This is a genomic window from Streptomyces sp. NPDC020845, assembly GCF_044334165.1.
In the GTDB taxonomy this organism is placed as follows: Bacteria; Actinomycetota; Actinomycetes; order Streptomycetales; family Streptomycetaceae; genus Streptomyces.
In genome coordinates, this window is sequence record NZ_JBIRSJ010000020.1 from 50,020 (window position 1) to 62,540 (window position 12,521).

Annotated in this window: 14 protein-coding genes and 1 other RNA gene; 11 read left to right on the forward strand and 4 right to left on the reverse strand. The window is 69.1% G+C overall.

From position 1 onward, the window contains the following. Positions 1 to 31: 31 nt before the first annotated feature. Together prfB and ACH4U7_RS42080 are read left to right on the forward strand one after the other, a co-directional pair. Positions 32 to 1,144, forward strand: coding sequence for a peptide chain release factor 2 (gene prfB, locus ACH4U7_RS42075; RefSeq protein WP_398533074.1), 1,113 nt, complete (start codon positions 32 to 34; stop codon positions 1,142 to 1,144). A gap of 315 nt (positions 1,145 to 1,459) precedes the next feature. Further along, entirely contained in the window at positions 1,460 to 2,140 is a 681-nt protein-coding gene (locus ACH4U7_RS42080; RefSeq protein WP_398533075.1) for a hypothetical protein, read from the forward strand. Between the two features lie 160 nt (positions 2,141 to 2,300). On the opposite strand, the gene ACH4U7_RS42085 is transcribed toward ACH4U7_RS42080, so the two are convergent. After that, positions 2,301 to 2,495, reverse strand: coding sequence for a hypothetical protein (locus ACH4U7_RS42085; protein ID WP_014179098.1), 195 nt, complete (start codon positions 2,493 to 2,495; stop codon positions 2,301 to 2,303). A gap of 328 nt (positions 2,496 to 2,823) precedes the next feature. Between ACH4U7_RS42085 and ftsE the strand changes: the two genes are divergently transcribed. From ftsE to ssrA, 5 genes are all read left to right on the forward strand, one after another. Continuing rightward, the gene (gene ftsE / locus ACH4U7_RS42090; RefSeq protein ID WP_014179099.1) at positions 2,824 to 3,513 is read left to right on the forward strand and encodes a cell division ATP-binding protein FtsE; all 690 of its coding nucleotides are present in this window, start codon (positions 2,824 to 2,826) and stop codon (positions 3,511 to 3,513) included. 9 nt (positions 3,514 to 3,522) lie between these two features. Then, on the forward strand, positions 3,523 to 4,434 hold the full coding sequence (gene ftsX, locus ACH4U7_RS42095) for a permease-like cell division protein FtsX (RefSeq protein WP_398533076.1): 912 nt from the start codon (positions 3,523 to 3,525) through the stop codon (positions 4,432 to 4,434). Positions 4,435 to 4,502: 68 nt separating this feature from the next. Beyond that, positions 4,503 to 5,705 carry a S41 family peptidase gene (locus ACH4U7_RS42100; protein WP_398533077.1) on the forward strand — a complete coding sequence of 401 codons (1,203 nt, stop codon included), beginning with the start codon at positions 4,503 to 4,505 and terminating at the stop codon, positions 5,703 to 5,705. Positions 5,706 to 5,723: 18 nt separating this feature from the next. After that, positions 5,724 to 6,203 (forward strand): SsrA-binding protein SmpB, encoded by a 480-nt coding sequence (smpB, locus tag ACH4U7_RS42105; protein ID WP_398533078.1) that lies wholly within the window; start codon positions 5,724 to 5,726, stop codon positions 6,201 to 6,203. 138 nt (positions 6,204 to 6,341) lie between these two features. Continuing rightward, positions 6,342 to 6,711: a transfer-messenger RNA gene (ssrA, locus tag ACH4U7_RS42110) on the forward strand. Between the two features lie 69 nt (positions 6,712 to 6,780). Here the strand turns inward: ssrA and ACH4U7_RS42115 are convergent. Beyond that, positions 6,781 to 7,143 (reverse strand): winged helix-turn-helix transcriptional regulator, encoded by a 363-nt coding sequence (locus tag ACH4U7_RS42115; RefSeq protein ID WP_398533079.1) that lies wholly within the window; start codon positions 7,141 to 7,143, stop codon positions 6,781 to 6,783. Between the two features lie 137 nt (positions 7,144 to 7,280). Between ACH4U7_RS42115 and ACH4U7_RS42120 the strand changes: the two genes are divergently transcribed. Beyond that, positions 7,281 to 7,907, forward strand: a complete 627-nt coding sequence (locus ACH4U7_RS42120) for an NAD(P)-dependent oxidoreductase (protein WP_398533080.1) — start codon at positions 7,281 to 7,283, stop codon at positions 7,905 to 7,907. 40 nt (positions 7,908 to 7,947) lie between these two features. Here ACH4U7_RS42120 and ACH4U7_RS42125 read toward each other — a convergent pair whose 3' ends face one another. Next, positions 7,948 to 8,799, reverse strand: a complete 852-nt coding sequence (locus ACH4U7_RS42125; protein WP_398533081.1) for an SDR family NAD(P)-dependent oxidoreductase — start codon at positions 8,797 to 8,799, stop codon at positions 7,948 to 7,950. A gap of 273 nt (positions 8,800 to 9,072) precedes the next feature. On the opposite strand from ACH4U7_RS42125, the gene ACH4U7_RS42130 reads away from it, so the two are divergent. From ACH4U7_RS42130 to ACH4U7_RS42140, 3 genes are all read left to right on the forward strand, one after another. Continuing rightward, positions 9,073 to 10,167: a DUF4037 domain-containing protein gene (locus tag ACH4U7_RS42130; protein WP_398533082.1), complete on the forward strand. Its 1,095-nt coding sequence runs from the start codon at positions 9,073 to 9,075 to the stop codon at positions 10,165 to 10,167. Between the two features lie 253 nt (positions 10,168 to 10,420). Next, entirely contained in the window at positions 10,421 to 10,588 is a 168-nt protein-coding gene (locus ACH4U7_RS42135) for a hypothetical protein (RefSeq protein ID WP_398533083.1), read from the forward strand. 492 nt (positions 10,589 to 11,080) lie between these two features. Next, a complete protein-coding gene (locus ACH4U7_RS42140) occupies positions 11,081 to 11,230 on the forward strand; it encodes a hypothetical protein (RefSeq protein ID WP_398533084.1) in 150 nt (49 codons plus the stop codon). A gap of 15 nt (positions 11,231 to 11,245) precedes the next feature. On the opposite strand, the gene ACH4U7_RS42145 is transcribed toward ACH4U7_RS42140, so the two are convergent. Beyond that, positions 11,246 to 12,520 (reverse strand): HTTM domain-containing protein, encoded by a 1,275-nt coding sequence (locus tag ACH4U7_RS42145; protein ID WP_398533085.1) that lies wholly within the window; start codon positions 12,518 to 12,520, stop codon positions 11,246 to 11,248. Between the last annotated feature and the right edge of the window lies 1 nt (position 12,521).

Genomic DNA, 12,521 nt, shown 5'->3' on the forward strand with positions numbered 1-12,521 from the left:
GGTCGCCCGTCCGGCCGGTTACGCTGGTGCCGTGGCAGTCGTCGATGTATCCGAAGAGCTGAAGTCCCTCTCCTCGACCATGGGGTCGATTGAGGCCGTCCTGGACCTCGACAAGATGAGGGCCGACATCGCCGTGCTCGAGGAGCAGGCGGCGGCCCCCTCCCTCTGGGACGACCCGGAGAACGCGCAGAAGATCACCAGTCGGCTGTCCTATCTGCAGGGCCAGCTGCGCAAGGCGGAGGAGCTCCGCGGCCGCATCGACGATCTCGAAGTGCTCTTCGAGCTCGCCGACGCCGAGGACGACGCCGACGCCCGCGCCGAGGCGGTCGCCGAGCTGGACTCGGTGCGCAAGGCGGTCGACGAGATGGAGGTGCGCACCCTCCTGTCCGGCGAGTACGACGCCCGTGAGGCGCTCGTCAACATCCGGGCCGAGGCCGGTGGAGTGGACGCCGCCGACTTCGCCGAGCAGCTGCAGCGGATGTATCTGCGCTGGGCCGAGCGCCATGGCTACAAGACCGAGGTTTACGAGACCTCGTACGCAGAAGAGGCCGGCATCAAGTCGACCACCTTCGCTGTCCAGGTCCCGTACGCCTACGGCACCCTCTCCGTCGAGCAGGGCACCCACCGCCTGGTGCGTATCTCGCCGTTCGACAACCAGGGCCGCCGCCAGACGTCCTTCGCGGGCGTCGAGGTGCTGCCGGTCGTCGAGCAGACCGACCACATCGAGATCGACGAGTCCGAGCTGCGCGTCGACGTCTACCGCTCCTCGGGCCCCGGCGGCCAGGGCGTCAACACCACGGACTCCGCGGTGCGCTTGACCCACATCCCGACCGGCATCGTGGTCTCCTGCCAGAACGAGCGCTCGCAGATCCAGAACAAGGCGACCGCGATGAACGTCCTCCAGGCCAAGCTGCTCGAGCGGCGCCGCCAGGAGGAGCAGGCCAAGATGGACGCGCTCAAGGGCGACGGCGGCAATTCCTGGGGCAACCAGATGCGTTCGTACGTCCTGCACCCGTACCAGATGGTCAAGGACCTGCGGACGGAGTTCGAGGTCGGCAACCCGCAGTCGGTGCTCGACGGCGAGTTGGACGGCTTCTTGGAGGCGGGGATCCGCTGGCGCAAGCAGCAGGAGCAGCAGAAGTAAGACAAGGCCCTGCCTGCGGCCCGACGGCCGCCCGCCCACGCCGCCCGCCCATGACGTGACGGCCAGTTGGTCACAGTCCTGTACCCATGCATCCGCCAACCACCTCCATAGCGGACATGTCGTACGCAATGACCTTGACGGTCATATGAAAAGTGGGAAAGCTGACGCGCGGCATGCGTATGACTGGGGCGCGTGTGAACGGGGGCTCGCGGACCGCCTTGTGTGGCCGGTCCCGCGGATCAGAACCCCCCGCAGACCGTTGCCTTGTGCATAGCTGCTCCATTGACGAGTACAGCTACTGGGGGTAGCAGGCAGATGACGAAGAAGACGCGGCTGCGCGTCGCGCGGATCGCGGCGAGCGCCGTGATCGCCGCCGGCGCCTCGCTGACGGCGGCGGGTGCCGCATCGGCTGTGGGTATCGACGTCGGCATCGGCGGCGTGGAGGCCTCGGTCAAGGCTGACGACAAGGGCGTGGACGTCGGCGTCGGTGTCGACGACCCGACCGACGACCCGACGACGATCCCGACGGGCGAGCCGACCCCGACGGACGAGCCGACGGACCCGCCGACCACCAACCCGCCGACGACGAACCCGCCGACGGACGACCCGACCACCAACCCGCCGACGACCAACCCGCCGACGGGCGACCCGACGCAGCCGCCGACCGGCGAGCCGACGGGCAAGCCCACCGGCAAGCCGACCGCCGAGCCGACCAAGTCGCCCGGCACCGGCGGTGGCGGCGGCAGCGACGACTCCAACACCTGCACGGTGGAGCTCGACGGCACCGAGTGCCAGGACAACACCGACACCGACAGCGCCGGCAGCAAGCCGGTCGAGCAGAGCAAGCCCAAGGAGGCGCTGGCCAAGAAGGAGGAGCTGGCCGAGACCGGTGCCTCCGAGACGACCTTCCTGCTGGTCGGCGCCGCGACGATGATCGCGGGCGGCATTGGCTTCCGCCTCATGCCGCGTCTGGTCAACCGCAACACCGCGGCCTGATCACGCACCCGGCCGGACCGGGTGCGGTGCAGCGACGCGTAGGGGCCCGGAGTGCGGCGTCACTCCGGGCCCCTCGTGCGTGCTTGTGCTTGTGCTGTGCTTGTGAGAAATGAAACACATCAACATAGCGCTATAGCCCGCTACGGCCCGCTACGGTCCGTTACACCGTGGCGACCTGGTGAGCGAGCAGCGCCACCGCGATCAGCGCCACCAGCAGCGCTATCAGGGCGGTCGGCGTCAGTCCGCCGAAGCCGCCGGCCTGCTGCAGACGCTCCCTGCTGGCCCGGCAGACCGGGCACCGGCCCTCGCTGACGGGGCTCGCGCAGTTGGCGCAGACAAGCCTGTCATACGTCATGCGCTCTTCTCCTCCCGCGCGGCGATGCCGCAGTAGACACGGGGCCAACGCTCTGGGAAATGTGTTGGTTCCCCTTCCACTGTGCCAGCTTCCGCCCGGTTCGGCGCGCCCCGCACGATTCCGTACCGCATCCGTACCGGTTCCGTGGCTGTTTCGGACAGCCCGGCGGGGCAGGTTGTCAACCGTTTGCCCCCAATAGTGCCGTGAATAAGCGCACCAACCCCGAACGGCGACTGCGAGGTCGCGTGCGGTTCGCGTATGGTCACGCACACCGACGGGAGCCCTCGCGGCCACCCGTACCCCTACCCAGGTCGACCGTGGTGCTTCAGTGATCCGATTCGACAACGTATCCAAGACCTACCCCAAGCAGAACCGTCCCGCACTTCGGGATGTTTCGCTCGAGATCGAGAAGGGGGAGTTCGTCTTTTTGGTGGGCTCCTCGGGGTCGGGCAAATCCACCTTTCTCCGTCTGTTGCTGCGCGAGGAGCGGGCCAGCCATGGCGCGGTCCATGTGCTGGGCAAGGACCTGGCGCGGCTGTCCAACTGGAAGGTGCCGCAGATGCGCCGCCAGCTGGGCACGGTTTTCCAGGACTTCCGGCTGCTCCCCAACAAGACGGTGGGGGAGAACGTGGCCTTCGCGCTGGAGGTGATCGGCAAGCCGCGCGGCGCCATCCGCAAGACCGTCCCCGAAGTGCTCGACCTGGTGGGACTGGGCGGAAAAGAAGACCGTATGCCCGGTGAGCTCTCCGGCGGTGAGCAGCAGCGGGTCGCCATCGCCCGCGCGTTCGTCAACCGGCCGCTGCTGCTGATCGCCGACGAACCGACCGGAAACCTGGATCCGCAGACCTCCGTCGGCATTATGAAGCTGCTGGACCGGATCAACCGGACCGGGACCACGGTCGTGATGGCCACTCACGACCAGCAGATCGTCGACCAGATGCGCAAGCGCGTGATCGAACTTGAAAAGGGCCGTCTCGTGCGCGACCAGTCCCGCGGCGTTTACGGCTACCAGCACTGAAAGGACGCCATGCGCGCCCAGTTCGTCCTGTCGGAGATCGGCGTCGGTCTCCGCCGCAATCTGACCATGACCTTCGCGGTGATCGTCTCCGTCGCCCTTTCGCTCGCCCTGTTCGGCGGGTCCCTGCTCATGCGCGAGCAGGTGAGCACGATGAAGGGTTACTGGTACGACAAGGTCAACGTCTCCGTCTTCCTGTGCAACAAGCAGGACAAGGAGACCTCGCCCAACTGCTCCAAGGGCGCCGTCACCGACGCGCAGAGGAACGAGATCCGCTCCGAGCTCAAGCAGATGAGCATCGTGGAGAGCGTCCAGTTCGAGACCTCGGAGCAGGCGTACAAGCACTACAAGGAGCAGTTCGGCGACTCGCCGCTGGCCAACTCGCTGACCCCGGACCAGATGCAGGAGTCCTTCCGGATCAAGCTCAAGGACCCCGAGAAGTACAAGGTGATCACGACAGCCTTCGCCGGCCGCCCCGGGGTGCAGGAGGTCCAGGACCAGCAGAAGCTGGTCGATGACCTCTTCAACCTCCTCAACGGCATGAACTACGCGGCGCTGGGGGTGATGTCGCTCATGCTGATCGTCGCGCTGATGCTGATCGTCAACACGGTGCGGGTGTCGGCGTTCTCCCGCCGCCGGGAGACCGGGATCATGCGGCTGGTCGGCGCGTCCAGCTTCTATATCCAGATGCCGTTCATCATGGAGGCCGCCATCGCGGGTCTGCTCGGCGCGGGCTTCGCCTGTGTGCTGCTGGTGAGCGGACAGTACTTCCTGGTCAACAACTGGCTGGTGAACCGGATCGACGTGATCAACTTCATCGGCTGGGACGCGGTGCTGGCCAAGCTGCCGCTGGTGCTGGCGATCGGGCTGCTGATGCCCGCCTTCGCGGCGTTCTTCGCGCTCCGCAAGTACCTCAAGGTGTGACATTCGTCCAGGGCGCCGTACCTCACAACCTCCGGTACGGCGCCCTGTGTTGCCCTACACTCACCGGCATGTCGGGCCCGTGTTTGTTCGTCCCGCCCCGCCGCATTCGCCGTGGGGCCACCCTGACAGTGGTCTTCGTGAGCTTGCTGGCCACGGGAGCCGCCGTCGGCTCCTGGGGCGCCGAGGCCGAGGACGGCCGGGACCCGGCCGACGCCCGGATAGCGTCCCGTTCGGTATCGAGCACCGTCGAGAGCGACGAGGTCAAAGCGGCCGCCGCACAGGCCGAGGAGGACGGCAAGTCCGGCTCCAAGGCCGCCCGGGAAGTGGTCAGCCGCAGCGGCGACCGATGGGGCGCGGTCTACAGCGCCCGCGAGTACGAGGGCTTCCGCCGCAATCTCGACGGCGAGTACGTGGGCGTGGGGATCTCCGCCCGCCTGAGCACCGGCGGCCGGATCGCGGTGGACCGCGTCCAGCCCGGCAGCCCCGCCGCGAAGGCCGGCATCCGCGCCGGTGACCGGCTGCGCACCGTCGACGGCCGGACGACGACCGGCCGCCCCGTCACCCAGGTGGTGTCCTGGCTGCGCGGCGGCGCGGGCGAGGCCGTGGGCAGCCGGGTCGAGGTCGGCCTGCAGCGCGGCGACCACAGCTGGCGGCAGACCCTGCGGCGGGCGCGGCTGGCCACCGAGCCGGTCACCGTCGACCGCCTCACCGATCAGCACCCCGCCGCCGTCCGGATCAAGATCGAGGCCTTCACCCGGGGCTCGGGCGACCAGGTGCGCCGCGCGGTGCGGGCCATCCCCGAAGGCCAGGGCATCCTGCTCGACCTGCGCGGCAACTCCGGCGGCCTGGTCTCCGAGGCCGTCACCACCGCCTCCACCTTCCTCGACGGCGGGCTGGTCGCCACGTACGACGTACGGGGGGAGCAGCGGGTGCTCGAGGCCCGGCGCGGCGGCGACACCGACTCCCCCCTCGTCGTCCTCGTCGACGGCGGCACCATGAGCGCCGCCGAAATGCTCACCGGCGCCCTCCAGGACCGCCGCCGGGCCGTGGTCGTCGGCTCCCGCACCTTCGGCAAGGGCTCCGTCCAGATGCCCAGCGAGCTCCCCGACGGCTCGGTCGCCGAGCTCACCGTCGGCCACTACCGCACCCCCACCGGGCGCGGCGTCGACGGCAAGGGGATCACCCCCGACCTGTCCGTACGCGGCGACGACGAGAAGAGCGCCGAAACGCGCGCGCGGACAGTATTGAGTGGCCTCGGGGGCGGGTCATAGTGCGAGAATGACAGCGCTATGGCAAAAGAGACGGGGCGCAAGCTGATCGCGCAGAACAAGAAGGCGCGGCACGACTACCACATCCTCGACACCTACGAGGCCGGTCTGGTGCTGACCGGCACCGAGGTCAAGTCGCTGCGGCAGGGTCGGGCCTCGCTGGTGGACGGCTTCGCACAGCTCGACGGCGGCGAGGCGTGGCTGCACAACGTGCACATTCCGGAGTACAGCCAGGGCACGTGGACCAACCACGCGGCCCGCCGCAAGCGCAAGCTGCTGCTCCACCGCGCGGAGATCGACAAGCTGGTCGCCAAGACCCAGGAGACCGGCCACACCCTGGTCCCGCTGGCGCTGTACTTCAAGGACGGCCGGGCCAAGGTCGAGGTCGCCCTCGCCAAGGGCAAGAAGGAGTACGACAAGCGGCAGACCCTGCGCGAGAAGCAGGACCGCCGCGAGTCCGACCGGGCGATCTCCGCGGCGCGGCGACGGCAGCGGGCCTGACGGGGCGGGTCTGGCCGGACGGGTCTGTCCGGACGGGCCTGACCGGCGGGAATACGCTGGCACTACCGTGCGTTGTTCACGTACGATAAGGGCTGCGCCCCCGCAGAGGGGTGCGGCACCACCTTGATAACACCACATGGGGATGATCGGTTTCGACAGCGGCTGTCGAAGCAGGGGAAGCGAGCCGAGGAAGCGGCAATGATCTCGTAAACCATATGCCGAAACCAATAATCGCCAACACCAAGCGCGATTCCTTCGCCCTCGCTGCCTAAGTAGCGACTTGCGAAGTGTCAGCCCGGGGCTGTTCCCGACCCGGATCCTGGCATCAGCTAGGGGACTAAACCACTAGACCCGGTCACGGGGCCTGGTGGGAAATCAAACAGTGACTGAGCCCGTCGGAGACTTGTCCGCGTGATCTCCGGGGCCGAGAAAATCACAGCGGACTGCGCTCGGAGAAGTCCTGGTTCCACACCGTTGGACGCGGGTTCGATTCCCGCCATCTCCACTCATCCCATGTACGACGAGGGCCCCGCGGTCAGCAGACCGCGGGGCCCTCGTCGCGTTCGGGCTCGGGCGGCTAGGACCTGTCCCGTGCGTCAAGCAACTCGTCCCAGTGCTCCGCTGCCCACGCGCATGCGAAATACAGCGGCTCCAACATGCTGCGACCCAGCTGGGTCAGCGCGTACTCCACCCCGAGTCTCGGGTCGGCGTGCACCGTGCGTGTGATGAGCCCGTTCCGCTCCAGGCCACGCAGTGACTGTGTGAGCACCTTCGGAGTGACGCGGTGCAGTGGTACACGCAGCTCGGAGAATCGGCGGGGACCGTCTTCCAGGCAGCGAATGACCAGGGCCCCCCACTTGTCGCCGAAGCGGAATGGCAACAGCGAGGACGGACACAGTTCGTCGAACATGTCCGGAGGCAGCGGCTGGCGGCGTGTCATGCTCTCTCTCCTGCCTGTCGGCTGGGGCCGTTGGCCGGCCTCGGTATCCGGCCTCGGCATCCGGTCTCGGTATCCAGGAGGTAACTGCCCTTGCGGATACCTTCCGGAGCATCGACTCAACGGGAGGTATTCCGACGATGGGCAGGTTCGTGATTTTCGGAGCCGGTGGCCGGGCCGGCCGGCAGGCTGTCGCTGAAGCGCGTCGGCGTGGACACCAGGTCACCGCGGTGGTCCGCGACCCGTCCCGCTACGGCGGCTTGGCGGACGGCGGCGTACGGATCGCCGCCGGGGATGTCACCGACGCGGCGGATGTCGCCGCCCTCGCGGCCGGGCATGACGCCGCGATCAACGCGGCGGCGACAACAGACCCGGGGGCATTCTTCACCAGCGCCGCCCATGCCCTCATCAAGGGCCTGCGGCAGGCCGGGGTGGACAGGCTCGTCGCGGTTGGGATCGCAACGCTGCTGCCCGGCCCCGACGGGACCCGCCTGCTGGACATGCCCGGCTTCCCCGCCGAGTTCCGGCCCTTCTGCCTGGCCCACGCCGACGGGCTCGAGGCGCTTCGGGCCGAAGGCGCCGCGCTGGACTGGGTGTATGTCAGCCCGGTCGGCGACTTCGACCATGAGGGGGAGCGCACCGGCCGTTATGAGATCCACGAACACGGTGACCTCGCGGCGCGCATCTCCTACGCGGACTTCGCCCTCGTCCTGCTCGACGAGGCCGAGACCCCACGGCACCACCGCAGCCACCTGGCCGTGACATGACGACCGCGACCTGGTGACACCCCCGGATGCTCGGCCGGAGTCACCGATCTGCCTGGGCGAGGTTGCCGTGTGCCTCGGCGGAGAGGTCCTGCCAGTCGGCCCAGGTCTTGAGCCGGTCGGCGTAGGCCTGCCGGAGCATCTGGTAGAAGCCCTGGCCGAAGAGCACGCGCAGGGGCGGGTTGTCGGAGTCGACGATCTTGAGGAGTGCCTGGGCTGCGGCGGCCGGGTCGCCGGAGGGCTGCTTGCCCATGACGCCGGCAAGGCGCCGGCGGAGGCTGTCGTAGACCGGGCTGGGCTCGGACATGTGGCCGTTGGCGAGGGGATCGGGGTTCTTGCCGTCCCTGGTGGCGAAGCCGGCGGGCTCGATGACGGTCACCTTGATGCCGAAGCCGGCGACCTCCTGGGCGAGGGTTTCGTTCAGGGCTTCGACGGCCCACTTGGAGACGTGGTACGCGCCGCCGAGCGGCATGGCGATGAGCCCGGCCGCCGAGGACAGCTGGATGATGTGCCCCGAGTCCTGCTCGCGCAGGTGGGGCAGCGCGGCCTGGACGACCCACACCGCGCCGAACAGGTTGGTCTCCAGCTGGTCGCGCAGATCCTGCTCGGTCAGCTCCTCGATCGCGCCGATCTGGGCGTAGCCGGCGTTGTTGACGATGACGTCGAGACGGCCGAAGTGCTCCTTGGCCCGCTTCACGCTCTCGAAGACGGCGGCCTTGTCGGTCACGTCCATCGGGAGCGGGAGCACCGCGGCGCCGTACGTGGAGACCAGGTCGTCGAGGCTTGCGGTGGTCCGGGCGGTCGCGGCCACCTTGTCGCCGCGGGACAGGGCGGCCTCGACGAAGCAGCGGCCCAGGCCGCGCGAGGAACCGGTGACGAACCAGATCTTGCTCACGATGTCGTTCCGTTCTGTCGTTGGTGGCTGCTGCACCAGGTACGTGATTGCCCCTGAGACACCGGCGATCCGATCCCTGTGACAGCGCACCTGTGTGACGCGCGCCATAGGCGGGTGTCGGCGGCCGGCCGTGGTTTTGGTCAGCTGGCGGAACGGGCCGAGGAACCGGCCGCACGCGCTGCCAACCGTGACCTGATGACCTGGCTGAACCGCTGACCCGCCAGGCGGGAAAACCCTTGGACCAACACGTGTCGATCCGGCACCCTCCCCGGCATGAGCACGCCCGTCTTCATTCCCGGCCTGGAGCTCTCCCGCCGCTTCTACCTGGAAGCCGTACGTCCCGTGCTGGACGAGGCGGCCCCGGGGGTGGCGCACTCCGCCGCCCGTCTCGGCAGCGGCTCGGAAGTCCTCGGATTCGACACCGCCCGCTCCGCGGACCACGAGTGGGGTCCCCGCCTACAGATCTTCCTGCCCCCGCAGGACGCCACTCGCCACGGCGAGCGGCTCAGCGCACTGCTCGCCGAGCGCCTGCCGAAGACCTTCTGCGGCTACCCGACCCACTTCGCCTCCACAGGCGAGGTGGGCATCGGGGTCATGCAGGTGACCGACGGGCCCATCCACCACCGCGTCGACATCACCGACCCGGCCACCTGGTTCACCGCGCACCTGGGCTTCGACCCGCGCAAGGACGTCACCCTGGCGGACTGGCTGGCCACACCCACCCAGCGCCTCGCCGAGGTCACCGCTGGTGCCGTCTTCCACGACGGGCTCGGACAGCTCGCCCCGGCCCGCGCCAACCTCGGCTGGTATCCCCACGATCTCTGGCTCTACCTGCTCGCCTGCCAGTGGCAGCGCCTCTCCCAGGAAGAAGCCTTCGTCGGCCGCTGCGGCGAAGTGCGCGACGAACTCGGCTCCGCTGTCGTTGCCGCACGGCTGGTGCGCGACCTGATGCGGCTCTGCCTGCTGATGGACCGCCGCTACCCGCCCTACAGCAAATGGCTCGGCAGCGCGTTCGCCCGCACCCCCCAAGCGGCCGCCCTCACCCCGCACCTCACCGCCGCCCTCGCCGCCACCGACTGGCACACCCGCGAACAGCACCTGGCCTACGCCTACGAAGCCCTCGCCGCCCTGCACAACCAACTCGCCCTCACCGACCCGGTCGACCCGGCCACACGGCCCTACCACGGCCGCCCCTTCCAGGTCCTGCACGCCGAACGCTTCACCGCCGCCCTGACCGCCCGCATCACCGACCCCACCGTCCGCGCCCTCCCGGTGATCGGGACCATCGACCAGTTCATCGACAGCACCGACGTCCTCAGCCGCCCCGAGCTGACACGCACCGCCGCCCACGCCACGCTCAGGGGGTAGCAGCGTGCCCATATGACGACGGCCCCTCGAATCTGCCATCCCAGGCCGCTACCGCACTGCTACGGCTGTTGTCACCGCCGTCGGCGGCGGAGTGCGTGATCGCCTCCGCCGCGGCGTTCCGCCCAGTCTCCGGCCCACCGGACGGCCACGGTGCCGACATGGTGCGGTCCTACGTCGTGGCCGACGAACAGCGGAGCGAGGATCGCCCGCGGGTGGAGTTGGTGCGTGCGCCGCACGGGATGGTGGTGATCCGGTGACCGCCGACGGCTGGATCAGGCCCGTCCCGTCCGCCGGAGCCGAAGCCCTCGACCTGGCCGACGCCGCGCCGGAAGAACTGGCCTACCACCTGGGCGCGGTGAAGCGGAGCCTGTACAGCCTGCTCCAGCTCTACGTGCTGGTCGGGGGAGAGGAGGGCCGCTGATGGCCGACAACCAGCCGGACCGGGACGAGCGGCCGAAGATGAACGACGCGCGTCTACACCATGGCGCACGACGGGATCGTCACCGCGCGGCGCGCGATCGTGACCGTCCTCGCCGCGGGCTGGGGCTGGACGGTCCCGTCGCCGGGTCGCTCCCGGCCCCCTTTACGACTCGTGGGAGCAGCAGTGGAAAGAGCAGCGTGAGCCTCGTCCGCATCGGCGACGTCGAGTCCGTGTGGGATGACCTGGTGGGCCTTTACAAGGAGTGCTGGGCGCACAAGCTTCACCTGCCCCACCACGCCCCGGAGACGTTCGGGCCGGAGCGGATGACCGCTGGTGGCACCGCACCCGCCCGGAGCCCGAGCCGACCGTCACAAGGGCTTCTACGGTCGCGGTCAAGAGATGATGGTTCGCCGGCAGTGGCGCAGACAGGGGTTCGCCCGCAGGCTGCACGACGCGCTTTAGGCCGGGTGGCCCGAGAAACAGGTGTCCTTGATGGTGAACCCGCTGAACCAGGACGGGAAGGTGCAGGCCCTGTACGCGTCGTGGGGATACGCGGTGGTGGGCACTGCGCGGTCTTCGCCGGAGGCGCCGGTCCTGACGGTGATGGTGCGCCCTGTGCGGCCTGAGACGGCCGCCGGGTAGCGCACCGCAGCAGCGTCAGTCAGCCGCCACCGGTTTCCGCCTCGTCGGCCGCCTGGCAGCCCTGGTGAGGGATCCGCGCAGCTTGTGTGCGGCACGGGCGCAGCCGTCGCCGACGCGGGCCAGGAAAGAGGTGGGCAGGAAGACGGCGTCGCAGACGATGATGGTCAGCGACATGAAGGGGATACCGATGAGGATTCCGATCCCCGCGTGCTCCAGCGTCAGGAGCACCAGCATGATGTTCTTGGCTCTGCGGTTGAGCAGGGTGAAGGGGAAGGATGCCTGCACCAGCACCGTGCCGTAGGTGAGCAGGAAGACCACCAGCATGTTGGACGAGAGCAGGTCGCTGAGCCACGGCCATGGACGGTAGTAGTCCAGGTGCAGTGCGTAGTAGACGGCGGTGCCGTCCTGCCAGCGGGAACCCTGGATCTTGTACCAGCTCGACGTCAGGTAGATCAGGCAGATCTGGCCGGCCACCACCAGCATGGCGCAGTTGTGCAGCATGGCGGTGGCGCCGTTCAGCAGGGCGCGGGTCCGGTGCCAGGGGAACCAGCGGTTCGCCGCGTACCACAGCCCCTGGGCGCCCCAGAGCGTCCAGAAGAACACGGACCAGGCTTCCGCCCGGGTTCCGTACACCCAGAGCAGCAGCAGTCCGAGCAGCTGCCACATCGCCACGCCTGCCCGCCGGCAGCGGGCCTGAGGTCCGTATCGCCGATTGCGGCGCGCGTCGAGTGACCAGACCGCCCCGCAGCGGACGAACACCAGGTAGATCGCCAGGAGGTGGACGGCGTTGTCGCCGCCGTCCATGACGAAGGGGTTGCGGGCATGAATGGAGAGGACGCCGACCATGAACAGCACGGATGTTCCGCGGGTGTGCCAGCCGAGCATGAGCAGCACGGCCACGATGATCGTGGCGTGGTAGACCAGTTCGAACCACCACCGCCCGTCCCACCAGATCAGCACGGAGAAGGCGTGGTTCTCGGCGAGCACCGAGCCGGCCATGTCCCACGACCAGGGGCTGCGGTCACCGAACAGCACCCGGCGGTGGGGCCACTCCCGGAGCAGCCCGGCGGCGACGACGAAGGCGAGCCCGATCCGCAGCACCGCGGCCTGATGGGGCACGTGGACCCGGGCGGCCCAGGCGACGAGTGCCGCCAGCCGACCGGGGAGACCCGTGTCGGGCGGGGCGGCGGCATTCCCGGGCAGGGCCGCGGGGGCGGTGGGGCCGGGGACCCGGGCCGGGCCGGAGGGTGCGGGGAGGGCCGAAGCCCTGTCAGTGGTCTCGGAGTGCACG

Coding starts and splice junctions, on each gene's coding strand:
- ACH4U7_RS42120 (WP_398533080.1), top strand. CDS start 7,281: ATGGGCAGGTTCGTGATTTTCGGAGCCGGTGGCCGGGCCGGCCGGCAG.
- ftsX (WP_398533076.1), top strand. CDS start 3,523: ATGCGCGCCCAGTTCGTCCTGTCGGAGATCGGCGTCGGTCTCCGCCGC.
- ACH4U7_RS42085 (WP_014179098.1), bottom strand. CDS start 2,495: ATGACGTATGACAGGCTTGTCTGCGCCAACTGCGCGAGCCCCGTCAGC.
- ACH4U7_RS42100 (WP_398533077.1), top strand. CDS start 4,503: ATGTCGGGCCCGTGTTTGTTCGTCCCGCCCCGCCGCATTCGCCGTGGG.
- ACH4U7_RS42080 (WP_398533075.1), top strand. CDS start 1,460: ATGACGAAGAAGACGCGGCTGCGCGTCGCGCGGATCGCGGCGAGCGCC.
- smpB (WP_398533078.1), top strand. CDS start 5,724: ATGGCAAAAGAGACGGGGCGCAAGCTGATCGCGCAGAACAAGAAGGCG.
- ACH4U7_RS42140 (WP_398533084.1), top strand. CDS start 11,081: ATGGTGAACCCGCTGAACCAGGACGGGAAGGTGCAGGCCCTGTACGCG.
- ACH4U7_RS42115 (WP_398533079.1), bottom strand. CDS start 7,143: ATGACACGCCGCCAGCCGCTGCCTCCGGACATGTTCGACGAACTGTGT.
- ACH4U7_RS42130 (WP_398533082.1), top strand. CDS start 9,073: ATGAGCACGCCCGTCTTCATTCCCGGCCTGGAGCTCTCCCGCCGCTTC.